Annotated in this window: 15 protein-coding genes and 1 pseudogene; 6 read left to right on the forward strand and 10 right to left on the reverse strand. The window is 58.8% G+C overall.

Features of this window, described 5'->3' with window-relative positions:
• Nucleotides 1-586: 586 nt before the first annotated feature.
• Nucleotides 587-679 (reverse strand): annotated as a pseudogene (locus tag ACI77I_RS00300) (formaldehyde dehydrogenase); the annotation flags it as partial.
• 239 nt (nucleotides 680-918) lie between these two features.
• Here ACI77I_RS00300 and ACI77I_RS00305 point away from each other — a divergent pair.
• Nucleotides 919-1,137: a hypothetical protein gene (locus tag ACI77I_RS00305; RefSeq protein WP_242153109.1), complete on the forward strand. Its 219-nt coding sequence runs from the start codon at nucleotides 919-921 to the stop codon at nucleotides 1,135-1,137.
• 105 nt (nucleotides 1,138-1,242) lie between these two features.
• Here ACI77I_RS00305 and fdhA read toward each other — a convergent pair whose 3' ends face one another.
• The 7 genes from fdhA to glyA form a co-directional block, all read right to left on the reverse strand.
• Nucleotides 1,243-2,442, reverse strand: a complete 1,200-nt coding sequence (gene fdhA / locus ACI77I_RS00310) for a formaldehyde dehydrogenase, glutathione-independent (RefSeq protein WP_094949511.1) — start codon at nucleotides 2,440-2,442, stop codon at nucleotides 1,243-1,245.
• A 181-nt stretch (nucleotides 2,443-2,623) separates the two neighbouring features.
• The gene (purU, locus tag ACI77I_RS00315; RefSeq protein WP_406996771.1) at nucleotides 2,624-3,481 is read right to left on the reverse strand and encodes a formyltetrahydrofolate deformylase; all 858 of its coding nucleotides are present in this window, start codon (nucleotides 3,479-3,481) and stop codon (nucleotides 2,624-2,626) included.
• A 119-nt stretch (nucleotides 3,482-3,600) separates the two neighbouring features.
• The gene (locus tag ACI77I_RS00320; RefSeq protein ID WP_242153116.1) at nucleotides 3,601-4,233 is read right to left on the reverse strand and encodes a sarcosine oxidase subunit gamma; all 633 of its coding nucleotides are present in this window, start codon (nucleotides 4,231-4,233) and stop codon (nucleotides 3,601-3,603) included.
• Between the two features lie 131 nt (nucleotides 4,234-4,364).
• Nucleotides 4,365-7,382 carry a sarcosine oxidase subunit alpha gene (locus ACI77I_RS00325; RefSeq protein ID WP_406996772.1) on the reverse strand — a complete coding sequence of 1,006 codons (3,018 nt, stop codon included), beginning with the start codon at nucleotides 7,380-7,382 and terminating at the stop codon, nucleotides 4,365-4,367.
• On the reverse strand, nucleotides 7,379-7,681 hold the full coding sequence (locus ACI77I_RS00330) for a sarcosine oxidase subunit delta (protein ID WP_083356404.1): 303 nt from the start codon (nucleotides 7,679-7,681) through the stop codon (nucleotides 7,379-7,381). The genes ACI77I_RS00325 and ACI77I_RS00330 overlap by 4 nt, the downstream gene beginning before the upstream one ends.
• 30 nt (nucleotides 7,682-7,711) lie before the next feature.
• The gene (locus tag ACI77I_RS00335) at nucleotides 7,712-8,962 is read right to left on the reverse strand and encodes a sarcosine oxidase subunit beta (protein WP_010207084.1); all 1,251 of its coding nucleotides are present in this window, start codon (nucleotides 8,960-8,962) and stop codon (nucleotides 7,712-7,714) included.
• Between the two features lie 22 nt (nucleotides 8,963-8,984).
• On the reverse strand, nucleotides 8,985-10,238 hold the full coding sequence (gene glyA, locus ACI77I_RS00340) for a serine hydroxymethyltransferase (protein WP_094949516.1): 1,254 nt from the start codon (nucleotides 10,236-10,238) through the stop codon (nucleotides 8,985-8,987).
• 318 nt (nucleotides 10,239-10,556) lie between these two features.
• On the opposite strand from glyA, the gene ACI77I_RS00345 reads away from it, so the two are divergent.
• Both ACI77I_RS00345 and ACI77I_RS00350 read left to right on the forward strand, forming a co-directional pair.
• Nucleotides 10,557-12,743, forward strand: a complete 2,187-nt coding sequence (locus ACI77I_RS00345) for a hypothetical protein (RefSeq protein ID WP_406996773.1) — start codon at nucleotides 10,557-10,559, stop codon at nucleotides 12,741-12,743.
• 20 nt (nucleotides 12,744-12,763) lie between these two features.
• Entirely contained in the window at nucleotides 12,764-13,825 is a 1,062-nt protein-coding gene (locus tag ACI77I_RS00350) for an NAD(P)/FAD-dependent oxidoreductase (protein ID WP_406996774.1), read from the forward strand.
• On the opposite strand, the gene ACI77I_RS00355 is transcribed toward ACI77I_RS00350, so the two are convergent.
• Nucleotides 13,790-14,518 carry a TraX family protein gene (locus ACI77I_RS00355; RefSeq protein WP_406996775.1) on the reverse strand — a complete coding sequence of 243 codons (729 nt, stop codon included), beginning with the start codon at nucleotides 14,516-14,518 and terminating at the stop codon, nucleotides 13,790-13,792. The genes ACI77I_RS00350 and ACI77I_RS00355 overlap by 36 nt on opposite strands.
• A gap of 90 nt (nucleotides 14,519-14,608) precedes the next feature.
• Between ACI77I_RS00355 and ACI77I_RS00360 the strand changes: the two genes are divergently transcribed.
• From ACI77I_RS00360 to ACI77I_RS00370, 3 genes are all read left to right on the forward strand, one after another.
• Complete coding sequence (locus ACI77I_RS00360) at nucleotides 14,609-15,649, forward strand: low specificity L-threonine aldolase (protein ID WP_406996776.1); 1,041 nt, start codon at nucleotides 14,609-14,611, stop codon at nucleotides 15,647-15,649.
• Between the two features lie 204 nt (nucleotides 15,650-15,853).
• Entirely contained in the window at nucleotides 15,854-16,033 is a 180-nt protein-coding gene (locus tag ACI77I_RS00365) for a hypothetical protein (RefSeq protein WP_242153129.1), read from the forward strand.
• Between the two features lie 106 nt (nucleotides 16,034-16,139).
• On the forward strand, nucleotides 16,140-16,673 hold the full coding sequence (locus ACI77I_RS00370) for an REP-associated tyrosine transposase (RefSeq protein WP_094949522.1): 534 nt from the start codon (nucleotides 16,140-16,142) through the stop codon (nucleotides 16,671-16,673).
• A gap of 45 nt (nucleotides 16,674-16,718) precedes the next feature.
• Here ACI77I_RS00370 and gbcB read toward each other — a convergent pair whose 3' ends face one another.
• Nucleotides 16,719-17,819, reverse strand: a complete 1,101-nt coding sequence (gene gbcB, locus ACI77I_RS00375; RefSeq protein ID WP_094949523.1) for a glycine-betaine demethylase subunit GbcB — start codon at nucleotides 17,817-17,819, stop codon at nucleotides 16,719-16,721.
• Between the last annotated feature and the right edge of the window lie 62 nt (nucleotides 17,820-17,881).

The following is a 17,881-nucleotide window of genomic DNA, read 5'->3' on the forward strand; positions in this document are numbered from 1 at the left end:
CACCATTTCAAGTATCTTAAATGAGACAAGCAAAATACTTCTTCAATAAATTTTTTTCTAAAAAACACAACAACCTGTTAGCACCAACAGCTACACATAATACGTTTTCCTAATAACATCACCCTGTAAGCCCACCACCAAGAAAACATGAGGAATGCCGCAATGAAAGATTATAATTTTAGTTTCCGCATAGGTACAACAACTGGCTATCGCAACGTAATATATGAGAGTCTAAATGCAAATAGCGAGGCTGCAGCGCTTGAGAAGATGAAGCAAAAGTACAACGACTCCTGCGATGTTATTAGCTGCACTTTCTCGGGGGGAAGCAGAGGAAAATAAACGCAAAGCAGAGATTGAAGAACAATTAAAGACTGAGACGGATCCACAAAAGAAGATATATCTCCAAGTAAAGTTAGAGCAATTACAACGAAATTAAATCCAACACTCCGATTCAACACGACCTGCAGCAACGCTCTTCAGAACCTTCGGCAGTATAAACAATTTAAACCTGACCTGGGGACACTGAACGTACACAATGGGCGACTCACGGGCAAACTCCAGGGTCGCCATTTTTTCAGCTTTGGCTTTACGCGTCACTCAGCTTCTTAAGCGGATCAATCACACACTTCTTCGGCACACCCGCATCAAACTCGCCATCACCATGGGACGCATCGTCCAAGCACCCAGTTCATCTGCTGATTTTTTTGATAACGGTGCCCAGATCGCCCAGGCAAAAACGACCTAATCACTTCTACCTTTAACAAAGCACCCGCATAGATCCTTTAAGAAAAAAACCTCGCATTAATATTTCGAACACCTATAAAAAACTGTGAAATCTAACAGGTACACACAAATAAAATATCAAACACACTCTCTCTGGAAGCCATAAAAAGCCGAACACGCACAAGGATGATTGAGATGAGCGAGCGCGAATACAATTGCACTATTGGGACAACAACCGGCTACCGCAACGTGCAAAAAGAGGATGTCGTTGCAAACAGCGAGGCCGAGGCGATTGAAATACTGAAGAAAAAATACACTGATCCGAGAGACACATTTAGCTGCGTTACATCAGACGAATTCGAACGAGAGAAAGCGGAGTTTGAGAAGCAAGAGAGGGAGGCGAATGGAGGATAAAAGATAGAAATCAAGACTTAGCTAATCACACCAGATACGCCCCCATCGCTGTTTACAGCAAAAGGAGAAATGAAGCGATCATCTCTCCTCTTGCTTCTCCGATAGTTACGCCGCACTGAACAACTTGTGCGGATCAATCACAAACTTCTTCGGCACGCCCGCATCAAACTCGCCATACCCACGTGGCGCATCATCCAGGCTGATCACCTGCACACCGACGATTTCAGCAATGTTGATGCGGTCCCACATAATCGCCTGCATCAGCTGGCGGTTGTACTTCATCACCGGCGTTTGCCCGGTGTGGAAGCTGTGGGATTTAGCCCAGCCCAGACCAAAGCGAATGCTCAGGCTGCCCATTTTCGCGGCGGCATCGACCGCGCCTGGGTCTTCGGTGACGTATAGGCCAGGAATACCGATTTTGCCTGCCACACGCACCACGCCCATCAGCGAGTTGAGCACGGTGGCCGGGGCTTCGGCCTTGGCGCCGTCATGCCCGTGGCCACGCGCTTCGAAGCCCACGCAGTCAACGGCGCAGTCCACTTCTGGCTCGCCCAGCAACGCGGCGATCTGTTCGTGCAGCGGGGTGTCGGTGGACAGGTCAACCACTTCAAACCCTTGCGCCTTGGCGTGGGCCAGGCGGATGGAGTTGACGTCGCCAATGATCACCACCGCCGCGCCGAGCAGGCGTGCGGACGCGGCAGCGGCCAGGCCGACCGGGCCAGCACCGGCAATGTAAACCGTGCTGCCTGGGCCAACGCCAGCGGTGACGGCGCCGTGGTAGCCGGTGGGCAGGATGTCGGAGAGGCAGGTCAGGTCGCGGATTTTCTCCATGGCCTTGTCGCGGTCCGGCAGTTTCAGCAGGTTGAAGTCGGCGTACGGCACCAGTACGTATTCGGCCTGGCCACCGGTCCAGTCGCCCATGTCGACGTAGCCATAGGCGCCACCGGCACGCGCCGGGTTAACGGTCAGGCACACGCCGGTGTGTTGTTCTTTGCAGGAGCGGCAGCGGCCGCATGCGACGTTGAACGGCACCGAGACCAAGTCGCCGATTTTCAGGTTCTCTACGTCGCTGCCCTTCTCGATGACTTCGCCGGTGATTTCGTGACCGAGCACCAGGCCGGTCTGGGCAGTGGTGCGGCCGCGCACCATGTGTTGGTCGGAGCCGCAGATGTTGGTGGAGACCACGCGCAGGATGACGCCGTGTTCAATCTTCCTGCCACGGGGGTCCTGCATTTTGGGATAGTCGATTTTCTGTACTTCGACCTTGCCGTTGCCGAGATACACGACACCACGATTACCAGACATGCTTTCACCTCGCTGTTGTTTTTATGGAACCGCGTTGCCCAGGCAGGCAGCGCGTAAAATGCTCGGGTACAGATGCTGTTTGTGCGTTGTTGCTGATGGCCTCATCGCGGGCAAGCCCGCTCCCACCTTTTGATTTGTGAACACATTCAAATGTGGGAGCTGGCTCGCCTGCGATAGCGATCTAAAGAACGACCGTGCGATTGGCATTGAGAAACACCCTGCGCTCTATGTGATACCCAACGGCCCGGGCCAATGTCAGCCCTTCGATATCGCGCCCCTTGGCAATCAAATCCTCGGGATAGTGGCTGTGATCCACCACCTCCACGCCTTGGGCGATGATCGGGCCTTCGTCCAGGTCGTTGTTGATGTAATGCGCGGTGGCGCCGACCAACTTCACACCCTTGTTGTACGCCTGGTGATACGGCTTGGCGCCCTTGAACCCCGGCAGTAACGAGTGGTGGATGTTGATGGCCTTGCCATCCAGCTTGCGGCACAGCTCCGGCGACAGCACTTGCATGTAGCGCGCAAGGATCACCAGTTCAGCGCCGGTCTCTTCAATCACTTGCCACACCTGACGCTCCTGGGACGGCTTGTCGTTGGGGTCGAGGGGGAAATGGTAGTAGGGAATCTGGTGCCAGTCGGCCAAGGGTTTGAGATCAGGGTGATTGGACACCACCGCGACCACGTCCATCGACAGTTGGCCGATGCGCTGGCGGTACAGCAGGTCGTTGAGACAGTGGTCGGCCTTGGAGACCATGATCACCACTTTTGGCCGGTAGTTCGGCGCCGTCAGCTCGAAGACCATGCCGAAGGCTTCGCCGCGTGTGGCCAAGCCATCGCGCAAAGCCTGCTCGTCGAAACCGTCGGGCTGACGGAATTCCACGCGGATAAAAAAGCGGCCCGAGAGGCGATCATCGAACGAGTGGTGTTCGGTGACGTAGCAGCCCTGTTCGAACAGGTAGCGGGTGACCGCGTCCACCGTGCCGAGCACGCTGGGGCAGTCGGCGGTCAAAATCCATGTATCAGGTGCGCGGCTCATAGTGAATCCTCAGGCCTTCGTTGATCGTTCCCACGCTCTGCGTGGGAATGCCGCCATGGACGCTCTTGGGACGCGGAGCGTCCTGGGATGCATTCCCACGCAGAGCGTGGGAATGATCGTTATGCGACGACATTCAGGCCGAACTCGGCCGAGGCATCCTGCAACCACAACCACCAGTAGTCCGAGAAGCTGCGACGGATCAACAGCTCCCAGGTGTCTTCAGCAGTGTGGCGGATCACCAGCTGCGACTTGGCGAACACCGTGCCCACCGCCTTGCCCACCGGGAAGTTGTTGGGGTGCACGTCGTAGCTGGTGGACTTCATCAGCACGTCGCGCACGTTCGGGCCGCTAAGCTCGAGGATCTGCTGGCCGCCGCTGACGTTGACGATCTGGATATGCAGGTCGCCCAGGGCGGCACGCAGGTTTTGTTCGGCGGCGAATTCTTCACCGCTTGGCACGATCAACAGCCACTCGTCCGGGCCGAGCCATTGCAGGCTGGTTTCGCCTTTGACGATGACTTGCAGGGCGCCAGGCAGTTCGATGCCCAGGGCTTTGTGCACGCCGGCAGCGAAGGCCGCATCGTGGCCATCGCCACGGATTGTCAGGTGGCCGAGAAGTTTCTTTTCGCGCACGGTCACGCCGGCGTTCTTGCGGCCCTTGCCGACCAGGCTGGCGAGATCGGCATGGTGCAGCGACGACTCGGCCTTGGCGCCGGACGTGGGGCGTTGCTGGTAAACATTGGCTGCTGTCATAAAGCACCTTTCCTAATTTGATCGTTCCCACGCTCTGCGTGGGAATGCCGCCATGGACGCTCTGCGTCCGCTTTTGGGGCGCGGAGCGCCCCGGGATGCATTCCCACGCGAAGCATGGGAACGATCAGGTGTCAGATGTTCTGCCGCTCACCTTTCGGATCAAAGAACACCGAAGACACAATCTGCGCCTCGATCACGCTGCCATCCGCTTGCGGCGAAAACACCCGCTCACCGATGCGCTTCAAGCCGCCCTTCACCACCGCCATCGCAAACGAATAACCCAGCGAGTTATGCGCATAGCTTGAGGTCACGTGGCCGACCATCTTCATCGGGATCGTCTGCTTCGGATCGAACACCAACTGCGCGCCTTCCGGCAGCCACACCGTCGGATCAATCGGCTTCAAGCCCACCAACTGCTTACGCTCTTCACGCACGCAGTCTTCGCGATTCATCCCGCGCCAGCCGATCCACGAGAACGGTTTGGTGCGGCCTACGCACCAGCCCATGTTCAGGTCGTCCGGGGTCATCGAGCCGTCGGTGTCTTGGCCGACGATGATGAAGCCCTTCTCGGCGCGCAGTACGTGCATGGTTTCGGTGCCGTACGGCGTCAGGTTGTATTTCTTGCCGGCCTCAACGATCTGTTCAAGCACGCCCATGGCGTAGTCGGCCTGCACGTTGACTTCGTACGACAGCTCACCGGTGAACGAGATACGGAACACCCGCGCCGGTACGCCGCCGACCAAGCCTTCTTTCCAGGTCATGAACGGGAAGCCGTCCTTGTCCAGGTCGATGTCAGTGACTTCGGCCAACAGCTTGCGGCTGTTGGGGCCGGACAAGGTCATGGTCGCCCAGTGGTCGGTGACCGAGGTGAAGTACACCTTGAGGTCCGGCCATTCGGTCTGTTGGTAGATTTCCAGCCACTGGAGTACACGCGCCGCGCCGCCGGTGGTGGTGGTCATCAGGAAGTGGTTGTCGGCGAGGCAGGCGGTTACGCCGTCGTCGAAGACCATGCCGTCTTCCTTGCACATCAGGCCGTAGCGCGCCTTGCCCACGTCGAGCTTGGTCCAGGCGTTGCTGTAGATGCGGTTGAGGAACTCACGGGCATCCGGGCCTTGAATGTCGATCTTGCCGAGGGTCGACGCATCCAGTAGGCCGACGCTGTCGCGCACAGCCAGGCATTCGCGTTTCACCGCCGCGTGCAGGTCTTCACCGTTACGCGGGAAATACCATGGGCGTTTCCACTGGCCGACGTCTTCAAACTCGGCGCCGTTTTTCACGTGCCAGGCTTGCAGCGCGGTGTAGCGCACCGGCTCGAAGATATGCCCACAGTGGCGGCCCGCGACTGCGCCGAAGGTCACCGGCGTGTAGTTGGGACGGAACATGGTGGTGCCCATCTGCGGGATGGTCACGTTCAGCGAGCGGGCCGCGATGGCCAGGCCGTTGACGTTACCGAGCTTGCCCTGGTCGGTGCCGAAGCCCAGCGCGGTGTAACGTTTGACGTGTTCGACCGACTCGAAACCTTCGCGGGTCGCCAGTTCGATGGCGGCGGCGGTCACGTCGTTTTGCAGGTCGACAAATTGCTTGGGCGCCCGTGCGGTAGCTTTCTCGTGAGGCACTTGGAACAGCGCCAACGTCGGCTCTTCTAGACGGCTCAAGGCTTTGGGCAGCGTGCCTTCCACCGGCGTGAAACCGGCTTCGCTGGCCGCGCGCACGCCGCCTTCAAAACCATCCGCCAGGGAATCGCCAAGGCCGTAGACGCCGTTGATGCCACCGACGCACACGCGTTTCTGCGGTGCTTCGCCCGGTACGAAACCGAGAATGTCTTCACGCCAAGTCGGCTTGCCGCCCAAGTGCGAAGCCAAGTGAACCACCGGGCTGTAGCCGCCGGAGCTGGCGACCAGGTCGCACTCCAGCCACTCGCCGGGGCTGGTGACTTTATGCGCGTTGACGTCGATGGCCGCCACGCGGGCGCCGGTCACGTGTTTGCTGCCACGGGCTTCGATCACGGCGCTGCCGGTGAGGATACGAATGCCTTTGGCGCGCGCTTCTTCCACCAGCGCGCCGCGTGGGTTGTGGCGCGCATCGGCCACGGCCACCACGGTAAGACCTGCGTCGAACCAGTCCAGCGCTACGCGGTAGGCGTGGTCGTTGTTGGTCGACAGCACCAGTTTTTTGCCCGGCGCCACGCCGTAGCGGCGCACGTAAGTGGAGACGGCGCCAGCGAGCATGTTGCCCGGCACGTCGTTGTTGCCGTACACCAGCGGGCGCTCGCACGCGCCGGTCGCCAGCACTACGCGCTTGGCGCGCACACGGTGGATACGCTGACGCACCACGCCAATCGGCGCACGGTCACCGAGGTGATCGGTGAGGCGCTCGTGGATGGTCAGGAAGTTATGGTCGTGGTAACCGTTGACGGTGGCGCGAGGCAGCAGCACCACGTCCGGCAGGGCGTTGAGTTCTGCGATCACACTGGCGACCCACTCGGTGGCCGGCTTGCCGTCGAGGCTTTCGCGGGAGTCCAGCAAAGAGCCGCCGAATTCTTCCTGCTCATCGGCAATGATCACCCGCGCGCCACTGCGCGCAGCCGCCAAGGCTGCCGACAGCCCGGCAGGGCCGGCGCCGACGATCAGCACGTCGCAGTGACGGTTGAAGTTGTCGTAGGTGTCCGGGTCGTTCTCGGTCGGCGAGCGGCCAAGGCCTGCGGCCTTACGGATGTACTTCTCGTAGGTCATCCAGAACGATTGCGGGTACATGAAGGTTTTGTAGTAGAAACCCGGCGGCATCAGCTTGCCGCCGACCTTGCCGAGAATGCCCATCATGTCGTTGTTCACGCTCGGCCAGCCGTTGGTGCTGGTGGCGACCAAGCCTTGGTACAGCGCCTGTTGCGTGGCGCGCACGTTGGGAATCTGGGTGGCTTCGGTGGCGCCGATCTGCAGCACCGCGTTCGGCTCTTCGGCACCGGCGGCAAAGATGCCGCGTGGGCGCGAATACTTGAAGCTACGGCCGATGATGTCGACGCCGTTGGCCAGCAAGGCAGCGGCAAGCGTGTCGCCCTCAAAGCCTTTGTAGCTCTGGCCGTTGAAGGTAAACGTCAGGGCTTTATTACGGTCGATGCGGCCACCGTTGGACAGGCGATTGATCTGGCTCATACCTTCTCTCCAGAAGCCTTGGCGGTGAATTGCGGCTTGGTGCCTATCTTGTAGGTTTCAAGAATTTCGTAGGTCAGCGTGTCGCGGGTGGCGTTGAAATACTGGCGGCAACCGGCGGCGTGAATCCACAGTTCGTGGTGCAGGCCTCGTGGGTTATCGCGAAAGAACATGTAGTCGCCCCACTGCTCGTCGGTGCAGGCGTTCGGGTCCAGCGGGCGCGGGATGTGCGCTTGGCCGGACGCGTGGAATTCCTCTTCGGAGCGCAGTTCGCCACAGTGAGGACAGAAGATATGCAACATAGGGTATTTCTCCTCTTGATACGCCGAGAGCTAGTGGGCGACGGCCGCAGCGCCGTGTTCGTCGATCAACGCACCGTTGTGGAAACGGTCGATGGAGAAAGGTGCGGCCAACGGGTGCATTTCACCCTTGGCGAGGCTGGCGGCAAATACGTTGCCTGAGCCCGGCGTGGCCTTGAAGCCACCGGTGCCCCAACCGCAGTTGAAGAACATGTTCGGCACTGGGGTTTTGGAGATGATCGGGCAGGCGTCCGGCGTGGTATCGACGATGCCGCCCCACTGGCGGTTCATGCGCACGCGCGACAGCACCGGGAACATCTCGACGATGGCCTGGATGGTGTGTTCGATCACCGGGTACGAGCCGCGTTGGCCATAACCGTTATAACCGTCGATACCGGCACCGATCACCAAGTCGCCTTTGTCCGACTGGCTGATGTAGCCGTGCACGGCGTTGGACATGATCACGCTGTCGATAATCGGCTTGATCGGCTCCGACACCAACGCTTGCAGCGGGTGGGATTCGATCGGCAGGCGGAAACCGGCGAGCGAAGCCATGTGCCCGGAGTTACCGGCGGTGACCACACCGACGCGCTTGGCGCCGATAAAGCCCTTGTTGGTTTCGACGCCGATGCACACGCCGTTTTCCTTGCGGAAACCGATCACTTCGGTCTGCTGGATCAAGTCCACGCCGAGTGCGTCAGCCGCGCGGGCAAAGCCCCAGGCCACGGCATCGTGACGGGCCACGCCGCCGCGACGTTGCACGGTGGCGCCAAGGACGGGGTAACGGGTGTTTTTCGAACAGTCGAGGTACGGGATCTCGTCGGCCACTTGTTTGGCGTTGAGCAGTTCGCCATCCACGCCATTGAGGCGGTTGGCGCTCACGCGGCGCTCGGAATCACGGATGTCTTGCAGGGTGTGGCACAGGTTGTAGACGCCACGCTGGGAGAACATCACGTTGTAGTTCAGGTCTTGGGACAGGCCTTCCCATAGTTTCATCGCGTGTTCGTACAGGTGCGCTGACTCGTCCCACAGGTAGTTGGAGCGCACGATGGTGGTGTTGCGCGCGGTGTTACCGCCGCCCAGCCAGCCTTTCTCGACCACGGCCACGTTGGTGATGCCGTGCTCTTTGGCCAGGTAATAGGCGGTCGCCAGACCATGCCCGCCGCCGCCGACGATGACCACGTCGTAGACTTTTTTCGGCGTGGGGGTGCGCCACATCTTCTGCCAGTTTTCGTGGTGGCTGAGTGAGTGCTTGAAGAGGCCGAAGCCCGAGTAGCGTTGCATAGTCATTACTCCAAAACCGCGCTCAGCGATAAACCGGGAAATCAGCGCACAGGGCAGACACGTGCTTGGCCACGTTGGCCTCGACATCGGCGTCGCCGAGGTTATCGAGGATGTCGCAGATCCAGCCAGCCAGCTCAATGCACTGCGGTACTTTGAAGCCACGTGTGGTCACCGCCGGGGTGCCGATACGCAGGCCCGAGGTCACGAACGGCGACTGCGGGTCATTCGGCACGGCGTTCTTGTTGACGGTGATGTGGGCGCGACCGAGGGCGGCGTCCGCCTCTTTGCCGGTGAGGCCCTGGCGAATCAGGCTGACCAGGAACAGGTGGTTATCGGTGCCGCCGGACACCACATCGTAGCCACGCTTGATAAACACGCTGGCCATGGCCTGGGCGTTGTCGATCACCTGTTGTTGATAAACCTTGAAGCCCGGCTCTGCCGCTTCCTTGAAGCACACGGCCTTGCCGGCGATCACGTGCATCAGCGGGCCACCCTGGGCACCGGGGAACACCGCAGAGTTGAGTTTTTTCTCAATCTCTTCGTTGGCCTTGGCCAGGATCAAACCGCCACGGGGACCGCGCAGGGTCTTGTGGGTGGTGGTGGTGACCACATCAGCGTAAGGCAGCGGGTTCGGGTACAAACCAGCAGCCACCAGGCCGGCGACGTGGGCCATGTCGACGAACAGCAGCGCACCAACCTTGTCGGCAATCGCGCGAAAACGTGGGAAATCCAGGGTTTTGGAGTAAGCGGAGAAACCGGCCACCACCATCTTCGGCTTGTGCTCCACCGCCAGGCGCTCAACTTCGTCGTAGTCGATCAGGCCGGTGTCGGTGTTGATGCCGTACTGCACTGCGTTGTACAGCTTGCCCGAGGACGACACTTTGGCGCCGTGGGTCAAGTGACCGCCGTGGGCCAGGCTCATGCCAAGGATGGTGTCGCCGGCGTTCAGCAGCGCCAGGTACACCGCGCTGTTGGCGGACGAACCGGAGTGCGGCTGCACGTTGGCGTAATCGGCGCCGAACAGTTGCTTGGCGCGCTCGATGGCCAGGGCTTCAACCTTGTCCACGTGCTCGCAGCCACCGTAGTAGCGCTTGCCCGGGTAGCCTTCGGCGTATTTGTTGGTCAGGCCACTGCCCTGGGCTTCCATCACGCGTTTGCTGGTGTAGTTCTCTGACGCGATCAGCTCGATATGATCTTCTTGACGCTGCTCCTCGGCATTCATCGCCGCCAGCAAGGCGTCGTCATATCCCTGGATCTGGTCTTTTTTGCTGAACATCGCGTCTCTCCCAGCCTTTCGTATTGTTAAGGCCCGTGCAGGGCCCTTTGATGCGATGGTAGGGCTGGCGCAGACAGGTCAAATGCCTACGGACGCCACGCAAAGGTGCGTTTACGACATGGCCTGACGTGCAGGCGAACAAAGCGCTGAGATTGCTCACGTCACACAGGGCGCGGGGAACGCAAAAAAACCGGCCTAGTCGCACAAAACACAAAAAGATAGCTACGCTTGCCAATCAAAAGCGCCAGTTCATGCATTCGACGCGTTCACGGTTCAATCGAAAAGATTGAACGCCCTGCTACGTCGAGGAATGCCAACATGGCTCTACTTAACCAAGTTATTGATATCTGCAAACGCCTGGCGCCCCATGGCTGGCAAAATTTGTTGCTTGGCCATGGTCTCGACATCCTGGCGCCCAGCCTTGAAGCCGAACTGGGTAAAACGCTGACCCCAAACCGAACACTTCCAGGTTTTGAAGACTTTGCCTTGGCCGGAACCCGCGGTATTGAGCCTGGCAAACCCGCACATAGCCTGCTGTACCACGCACTGGCAAATGCCAACGTGACAACCGATGCCAGGGGCAACCCGCTCCAGGCGTACCCCACGCCGGCAGAACTTGAAACCGTCCTCAACTATGTTTATGCCAGACAGGCGCCCAGCCTTGCGCAGTTGCAGGCGCGCGCCAATGGCAGGCCCATGGCGGTGGTGGTTTTCGCACTCGAATACCGCACAGCACCGGACACTGTGCATAAGGCGCATGCCGATCTGTGTTTTTCCCGCACCGGCATAACACGAGTCGGTACTGCGGCCCCGCTGTACGATGAAAAAAGCAGGGGTTTCCTGCCTTTTGTAGAAGGGGAAAACCACGCTATTCGCGTCTTGCCGGCGCGCTACAGTGCTTATGTTGCGGTGCAGCTTAAAGGCGACCGCGCCAGTTTCGGCCCCATGCGTTTTGGGGCAAATGACGCAGCCAATGATTTCTGGGTGCCACTGCATAAACTGTTCAGCGGCAACGAGTGCATCGCCGGCATGACGCTGGCGGTTAACCTCCAGGCGCAGCATAAAAACGAGAAGTTACGCCGCATACACTTGGAATTAGGGGCGGGTTCGGGCTGGGGCGAACCCGATATCAGCCAACCGCCCTTCGTCATGACTGAAGGTCTCGCAGACTGGCTCCCTGAACAAGCGTATGGCCCCGGACTCATGTCTGCCATACCCCATAAACGCCTGACGGAGGCTGCCCAATACCTGGGCAAACCGTTGACGTTCAATGTGCCTGCCAATCCTGGAATTCTGATTTCCAGCTTGGCAATTGACGGGAATGCGCCGGAATTTGTGCACATTCGTCATAAAGTCGATGACACGGGGAACGTGATCAATCTGAATCGGCGGCCAGACATGCTTGGCGAATTGAGGAAGGGCAATTTCAAGGCCCTGCACTATCTGGACTTCACTGGCGATGGCGGGATTAAAGCCCATTGCGCGGCGCTGGACCCCGCGATTCCACAACGTGTGGCCGCGTATTCGCTGATCTGCGCACCTGACTTTTACCCTTTGTGCGACCAGCGGCACCTGCTGGAATGGCTTGAAAGCATGGATGCAGCCTCTCAGTTCACGGTCTTTTCCGTACGACCGAGGTGCCTGTCCGACTCTCGTTTCGCGGCCAATATCCAGTCTTTCCCGGAGTCTTTTTCCAGCACCGACGTCAGCATGACTGCAATTGTCGCCCAGCTTAATACCTCGCCCGCCCCTGCTACACCCCTGACACCGAATGTCGCATCAGCAAAGTGTGCCTCGCATCTGACTGATGCAGGAGCCGGGGTATTCGCACCTGGATGGGACGTTGGCATCTCTGAATTGGACGACGTTACGCACCTGGCCTCTTACAGACTGGGTAGCCCATTTCCCGAAGATGCCAAACTTTGCGCAGCCCTGAGTTCCTTCTGGCCCGCCGTTGCGCCGGACTCAGCGCAATCCTATGAACCGGGAGGCAGAGCCGGGCCGACCGTCAAGCCGATGTTGGATCAGGAAATCGGCAAGAAAACCGGATTACCCTGGGATGGCGTACCCGCTGCGAAAAGCTATATCTCCAATGGCGCGACACATAGGGCCTACGAGACTTACCACTACACCGATTACGTGGAAAACGCGCTAAACGCGACGTTCTCACTGGCGCTGACGGGTAAAGTCGATTCACAGGAATATCAACGTCGCGTTGATGCCTGGCGGCGAGTCAGACGTTCATTGGGAAGCACCGCAAGGGATTGGTTTATCGACTCGTTCAACCCTGCAATGCCTGTCGACTACGCAGTAGTCACGGCAAACACAGACTTGCCAGCGACGTCATATGGCCCAGGTTATCGGCTTGAACTGTTCCGCTTTCTCCCTGCACAATCACCGGCGTTCGACCAAGTACGTCTCAAACTGACCGAGAGTTTTACTTACTTCGTATGGCCGAACGTTATCTTGCGCCAGCAAGGTATTAAACCTTGGCAACGCGTTTAGAGAGATCCAGGCCAGACTCAATGAACACATATGACGTCATCATCCTAGGCGCCGGCCCGGCGGGTTGTTCGGCCGCTATTTCTTGCGCTCAACAGGGCCTGAAAGTAGCCCTTGTTGAGCGCCTGTTGTTTCCCCGCCATCGCCCAGGTGAAACATTGCACCCGGGCATAGAACCGCTGCTCCAGCAGTTGGGTGTGGCTGAAAAAGTGGGCGGTGATACCTTCATCCGCCCTGAGGGTGCCTGGGTGAAGTGGGATAAAGACCGGCGCTTTGTGCCCTTCGGGGAAGACGCAAATGGCCCGTGGCGAGGGTTTCAGATTCCAAGGGCTACGCTGGATGAGTTGCTGTTGGACAGAGCGATCGCATTGGGCGTGCATGCCCTGCAACCCTGCCAGGCAAAGCAGTTGTTGGTGGAAAACGATCGCGTTGTTGGTATTCGTACCCAGACTGAGCAATTGTTTTGCAGGCACCTTATCAATGCCAGCGGTGCTCATGGCTGGCTGGCACGCCAACTGGGGCTGGCAACACGTCGCTACTCACCCGCACTGACGGCCCTGTATGGCTATAAGCGCGGAACGGTCGACGAGCGCGCTCTTGGTATCTTCGCTGACCGATCAGGCTGGTACTGGACGGCTCACATAGGCCAAGGGCTTTATCACTGGACACGACTGCACTTTGCGCAAGATAAAGCCCCCAAGGCGTCAGCGGTACCGGGTTGTTTTGAACAACTGGTGTGCGAGGGCGCGATCCAGGGTGCCGATGTCACCTGGAGAATCTGCGAACAAGCGGCCGGTAATGGCTACTTCATCATAGGCGACGCGGCTGCCGTGCTGGACCCGGGGGCTTCTCACGGGGTACTCAAGGCCTTGATGTCGGGAATGATGGCCGCGCGCTGCATTGTCGATGAACATGCCACCCCAGCGCATAGGCAGGCTATCTCACTGCAATATTGCCAATGGCTACGGGACTGGTTCGAACGCGACGTACAAAAAATGCGCGAGTTTTACGCGGCTCACCCGTTTCCTCCTCGCTGGCTTCACGCGTGCTCAGCCAATGGCTTTGCGCACCAACAACAGCAGTAAAAAATGCAGCGGGTACAGCGCATAGGCCCAGCGGTGCATGGCGGGTGCAGAGGCGTGTTTGGCGTATCGCAAAAGCAGCAATCCCGCCAACGGCGCGAGCAGGCAAGCCGCCAGCCCAAGTATCGCGACCAGCGTGCCGCTATTGAGCAGAATCTGCCATTGGTTGGCAGCCACACAGACCAAACCCGGCAACACGCTGAAATACCATCGGCGGCTGAACACCAGCAGCATCGCCAGCGGCAGCAAGACACCGAAGAAACCGAACATCAGGTGCGTGGAAAACACACCGGCGATCATGAGGGCGATCAGCGCCAATCCTCGATCAAAAAGCGCTTTATGCTGCCATCCTCGGGCAACCAGCAAGCCCAGCGCCAAGGTCGGTAATACGTTCAACGTATCGGCATCATCGATAAACATTCGATAGGGCACTTCGCTGATCACACTGAACAGCAGCAGCCAGCCCAGGTATCGCCATTGGCCGGTTACGGGCGCATGCCTGACTCGGTGCAAATTGGCCGCAATCGCCAGGCAAAACCAGGGAAACGCCAGGCGGCCGGGTACATACAGGCCATCCAGGTTCAAACCGACATAACGCAAATGGTCGAGCACCATGCTCAGCAGTGCCAGCCACTTGAGCAAATCCAGGGCGCCATCGCGGACGCGTCCGACAGGCAACGTTTGTGTACCGTGCATAATTCCCCAGTGACTTTGCATTTACAGTGCGTGCGCACCTCAGACAATCTTGGGTACAGTGCGCACCAACATCGACCACAGGAATGGGCCATGACCGACAAGAGCCAACAATTCGCCAGCGACAATTATTCCGGCATCTGCCCGGAAGCCTGGGCCGCCATGGAACTCGCCAACCAAGGCCATCAACGCGCCTACGGCGATGATGAATGGACCCACCGCGCCGCCGACGGTTTCCGTAACCTGTTCGAAACCGACTGCGAAGTGTTCTTCGCCTTCAACGGCACCGCCGCCAACTCCTTGGCATTGTCCTCGCTGTGCCAGAGCTACCATAGCGTGATTTGCTCGGAAACCGCCCACGTCGAAACCGACGAATGTGGCGCACCGGAGTTCTTCTCCAACGGTTCCAAGCTGCTCACCGCGCGCACCGAAAACGGCAAGCTGACCCCGGAGTCGATCCGCGAGATCGCCCTCAAGCGCCAGGATATCCACTACCCCAAACCACGCGTGGTCACCCTGACCCAAGCCACCGAAGTCGGCAGCGTGTACACCCCAGAAGACATCCGCGCGATCAGCGTCACCTGCAAAGAACTGGGGCTAAACCTGCACATGGACGGCGCGCGCTTCTCCAACGCCTGCGCGTTCCTCGGCTGCTCCCCAGCCGACCTGACCTGGAAAGCCGGCGTGGACGTGCTGTGCTTCGGCGGTACGAAAAACGGCATGGCGGTGGGTGAAGCCATCCTGTTCTTCAACCACAAACTGGCCGAAGACTTCGACTACCGCTGTAAACAGGCCGGCCAGTTGGCGTCGAAAATGCGCTTTCTCTCGGCGCCGTGGGTGGGCTTGCTGGAAAACGACGCCTGGCTCAAACACGCACGCCACGCCAACCATTGCGCACAACTGCTCAGCAGCCTGGTGGCGGATATTCCCGGCGTGGAATTAATGTTCCCGGTACAGGCCAATGGCGTGTTCCTACAGCTCTCTGAAGCGGCCATCGAGGCGCTGACGGCCAAGGGCTGGCGTTTCTACACCTTCATCGGCAAAGGCGGCGCGCGCTTCATGTGTGCGTGGGATACCGAGGAAGAACGCGTAAGAGAATTAGCTGCGGATATTAGGAAAGTGATGGGCGCCTAGGCGTGACGAATACTGGCGGATTGCCGAGACTGTTATTTGGTGTTTCCGACAGGATCTAACCCTATTTTCATCGACTAGCCTACTGGAACTCGGAAGGAAAAGGCCGCTGCAGCGGCCACCTTTCGGGAACAACTGCCTGCCGAATAATCGGCCGGAAACGGAAATCCAGCAGAGGGTTAGACCATGGAAGCTCAATGCTACGCCATGAACGCACGACAAGACGGCAGCCTGAACGACACGTTCGTAAGTTGGGACGAGTTCAGGAAACTGGCAAACGTCGGTGACACCATCAGGGAGCCTTCGAGAACCCTGACCATCTATGAAAAAGCCTTCGAATTGACAGCTTCCGGCGATCAGTTCTCCATCCAGATCTACACCCGCTAACGACTAAGGAGCGCGTCGCATCGTAGTGATCGTTCCCACGCTCCGCGTGGGAATGCCTCCTGGGACGCTCCGCGTCCACGCCACACCTCCATTCAAGGACGAATAGATGGGTAGAAGCCGCTACGTCATCACCGAACCCGAAAAACCGCACTTCCTAACGTGCACTGTCATGGAGTGGCTACCGCTGTTTACCCGCGACTACCTCGTGGGCCATCTCTTGGATTGTTGGCGATATCAGCAAAAGCACCATGCGCTAAGCCTATTTGGCTACGTCATTCTCGAAAACCACCTGCACTTCGTCGCCCAAGCGCCGGACCTGCGCAAGTGCGTCAGTCAATTCAAATCCTTCACCGCTCGTACCATCATTGATGACCTGCAAAGCAAAGGTGCCGAGCGGGTGTTACAACGCCTGCGCTTCAGCAAACGAGCACACAAGGCAGATCGGGTTTATCAGCTTTGGCAGGAAGGCTCACATGCCGAATTGGTGTACAGCGAGACAGTGATGCGCCAAAAACTTGATTACATCCATTGCAACCCAGTAAAGCGAGGATATGTGGACTTGGCCGAGCACTGGCGATATTCCAGCGCCCGTAATTACGCAGGAAGTGAGGGTTTAATAGACATACAACAGTGGTACTGATGATCGTTCCCACGCTCCGCGTGGGAACGATCTTTCAACGATCTTTCAGAACTCGATACGCACATCACCCTTCGGCACGCTGCAGCACGACAGGATGTAACCCTCGGCCTCGTCTTCTTCGGTGATACCGCCGTTGTGCTCCATCTCGACCTCCCCGCCCAGCTTCATCACCTTGCACGTACCGCAAATGCCCATGCCGCAGGCCTTGGGGATCAGCAGGCCAAGCTTGGCGGCAGCAGCGTGGACGGTTTCGCCCGGGGCCACACGGATGCTTTTGCCCGAGGCAATGAACTCCACCTGATGCAAATCCGCCAAGTCGATTTCCGGGGCGTCGGCGGCTTGCTCGGCCTGTTCCACCGCGTCGGCACGCGCCTCGGGAGGCGTGGCGCCGAAGGATTCCTCGTGGTAACGCGCCATGTCGAAGCCCGCCACTTCCAGCAGGCGCTTCACCGCGTTCATGTACGGCGTAGGGCCGCAGCAAAACACTTCGCGCTCGAGGAAGTCCGGCACCATCAGTTCGAGCATCTTGTGGTTCAGGTAGCCGCGATAACCGGCCCAGGGCTCGCCCAGGCCGTGCTTCTCGCAGATCAGGTGCAGGCTGAAGTTGTCGATCCGCGACGCCATGTGTTCCAGCTCACGGTGGTAAATGATGTCTTTGGGCGAGCGCGCGCTGTGGATAAAGGTCATGTCGACGTTGGCGTTGGTGTCGTAATACCAACGCGCCATGGACATCACCGGCGTGATGCCGACGCCGCCGCTGAGGTAGAGGACTTTGGGGTTACTGAAGTCGATGGCATTAAACAACCCGACCGGCCCGTGCACCGCCAGCTCCTGCCCTTCGTGCAGGGTGTCGTGCAGCCAGTTGGAGACCTTGCCACCCGGCACACGCTTGATCGTCACCGAAAAGCTGTACGGCACCGACGGCGAACTGGAAATGGTGTAGGAACGCATGATCGGCTGGCCATCGATTTCCAGCTCCAGGGTGACGAATTGCCCCGGCTTGAAAAAGAACAGGATCGGCTGGTCGGCCATAAAGCAGAAGGTGCGCACGTCCCAGGTTTCCTGGATGACTTTGACGCAACGGACGATGTGCCGACCATTGGCCCAGGTCTGGGTAGTTACCGGATTCAGGAAGCTGTTGGACATGCTGTTCTCCACCGCCGATATTCGGCCTTATGGTGGCGATTCTGCGTAACGCGAGAACCACC

Origin of the sequence: Pseudomonas sp. D47, assembly GCF_045447305.1 — a bacterium.
Taxonomy (GTDB): Bacteria; Pseudomonadota; Gammaproteobacteria; order Pseudomonadales; family Pseudomonadaceae; genus Aquipseudomonas.

What these genes read in the sequence shown, in the direction of transcription:
- purU (WP_406996771.1), bottom strand. Translation starts at nt 3,481, where the DNA reads ATGAGCCGCGCACCTGATACATGGATTTTGACCGCCGACTGCCCCAGC.
- ACI77I_RS00305 (WP_242153109.1), top strand. Translation starts at nt 919, where the DNA reads ATGAGCGAGCGCGAATACAATTGCACTATTGGGACAACAACCGGCTAC.
- ACI77I_RS00325 (WP_406996772.1), bottom strand. Translation starts at nt 7,382, where the DNA reads ATGAGCCAGATCAATCGCCTGTCCAACGGTGGCCGCATCGACCGTAAT.
- ACI77I_RS00345 (WP_406996773.1), top strand. Translation starts at nt 10,557, where the DNA reads ATGGCTCTACTTAACCAAGTTATTGATATCTGCAAACGCCTGGCGCCC.
- glyA (WP_094949516.1), bottom strand. Translation starts at nt 10,238, where the DNA reads ATGTTCAGCAAAAAAGACCAGATCCAGGGATATGACGACGCCTTGCTG.
- ACI77I_RS00350 (WP_406996774.1), top strand. Translation starts at nt 12,764, where the DNA reads ATGAACACATATGACGTCATCATCCTAGGCGCCGGCCCGGCGGGTTGT.
- ACI77I_RS00360 (WP_406996776.1), top strand. Translation starts at nt 14,609, where the DNA reads ATGACCGACAAGAGCCAACAATTCGCCAGCGACAATTATTCCGGCATC.
- ACI77I_RS00320 (WP_242153116.1), bottom strand. Translation starts at nt 4,233, where the DNA reads ATGACAGCAGCCAATGTTTACCAGCAACGCCCCACGTCCGGCGCCAAG.
- gbcB (WP_094949523.1), bottom strand. Translation starts at nt 17,819, where the DNA reads ATGTCCAACAGCTTCCTGAATCCGGTAACTACCCAGACCTGGGCCAAT.
- ACI77I_RS00355 (WP_406996775.1), bottom strand. Translation starts at nt 14,518, where the DNA reads ATGCACGGTACACAAACGTTGCCTGTCGGACGCGTCCGCGATGGCGCC.
- ACI77I_RS00370 (WP_094949522.1), top strand. Translation starts at nt 16,140, where the DNA reads ATGGGTAGAAGCCGCTACGTCATCACCGAACCCGAAAAACCGCACTTC.
- fdhA (WP_094949511.1), bottom strand. Translation starts at nt 2,442, where the DNA reads ATGTCTGGTAATCGTGGTGTCGTGTATCTCGGCAACGGCAAGGTCGAA.
- ACI77I_RS00335 (WP_010207084.1), bottom strand. Translation starts at nt 8,962, where the DNA reads ATGCAACGCTACTCGGGCTTCGGCCTCTTCAAGCACTCACTCAGCCAC.
- ACI77I_RS00330 (WP_083356404.1), bottom strand. Translation starts at nt 7,681, where the DNA reads ATGTTGCATATCTTCTGTCCTCACTGTGGCGAACTGCGCTCCGAAGAG.
- ACI77I_RS00365 (WP_242153129.1), top strand. Translation starts at nt 15,854, where the DNA reads ATGAACGCACGACAAGACGGCAGCCTGAACGACACGTTCGTAAGTTGG.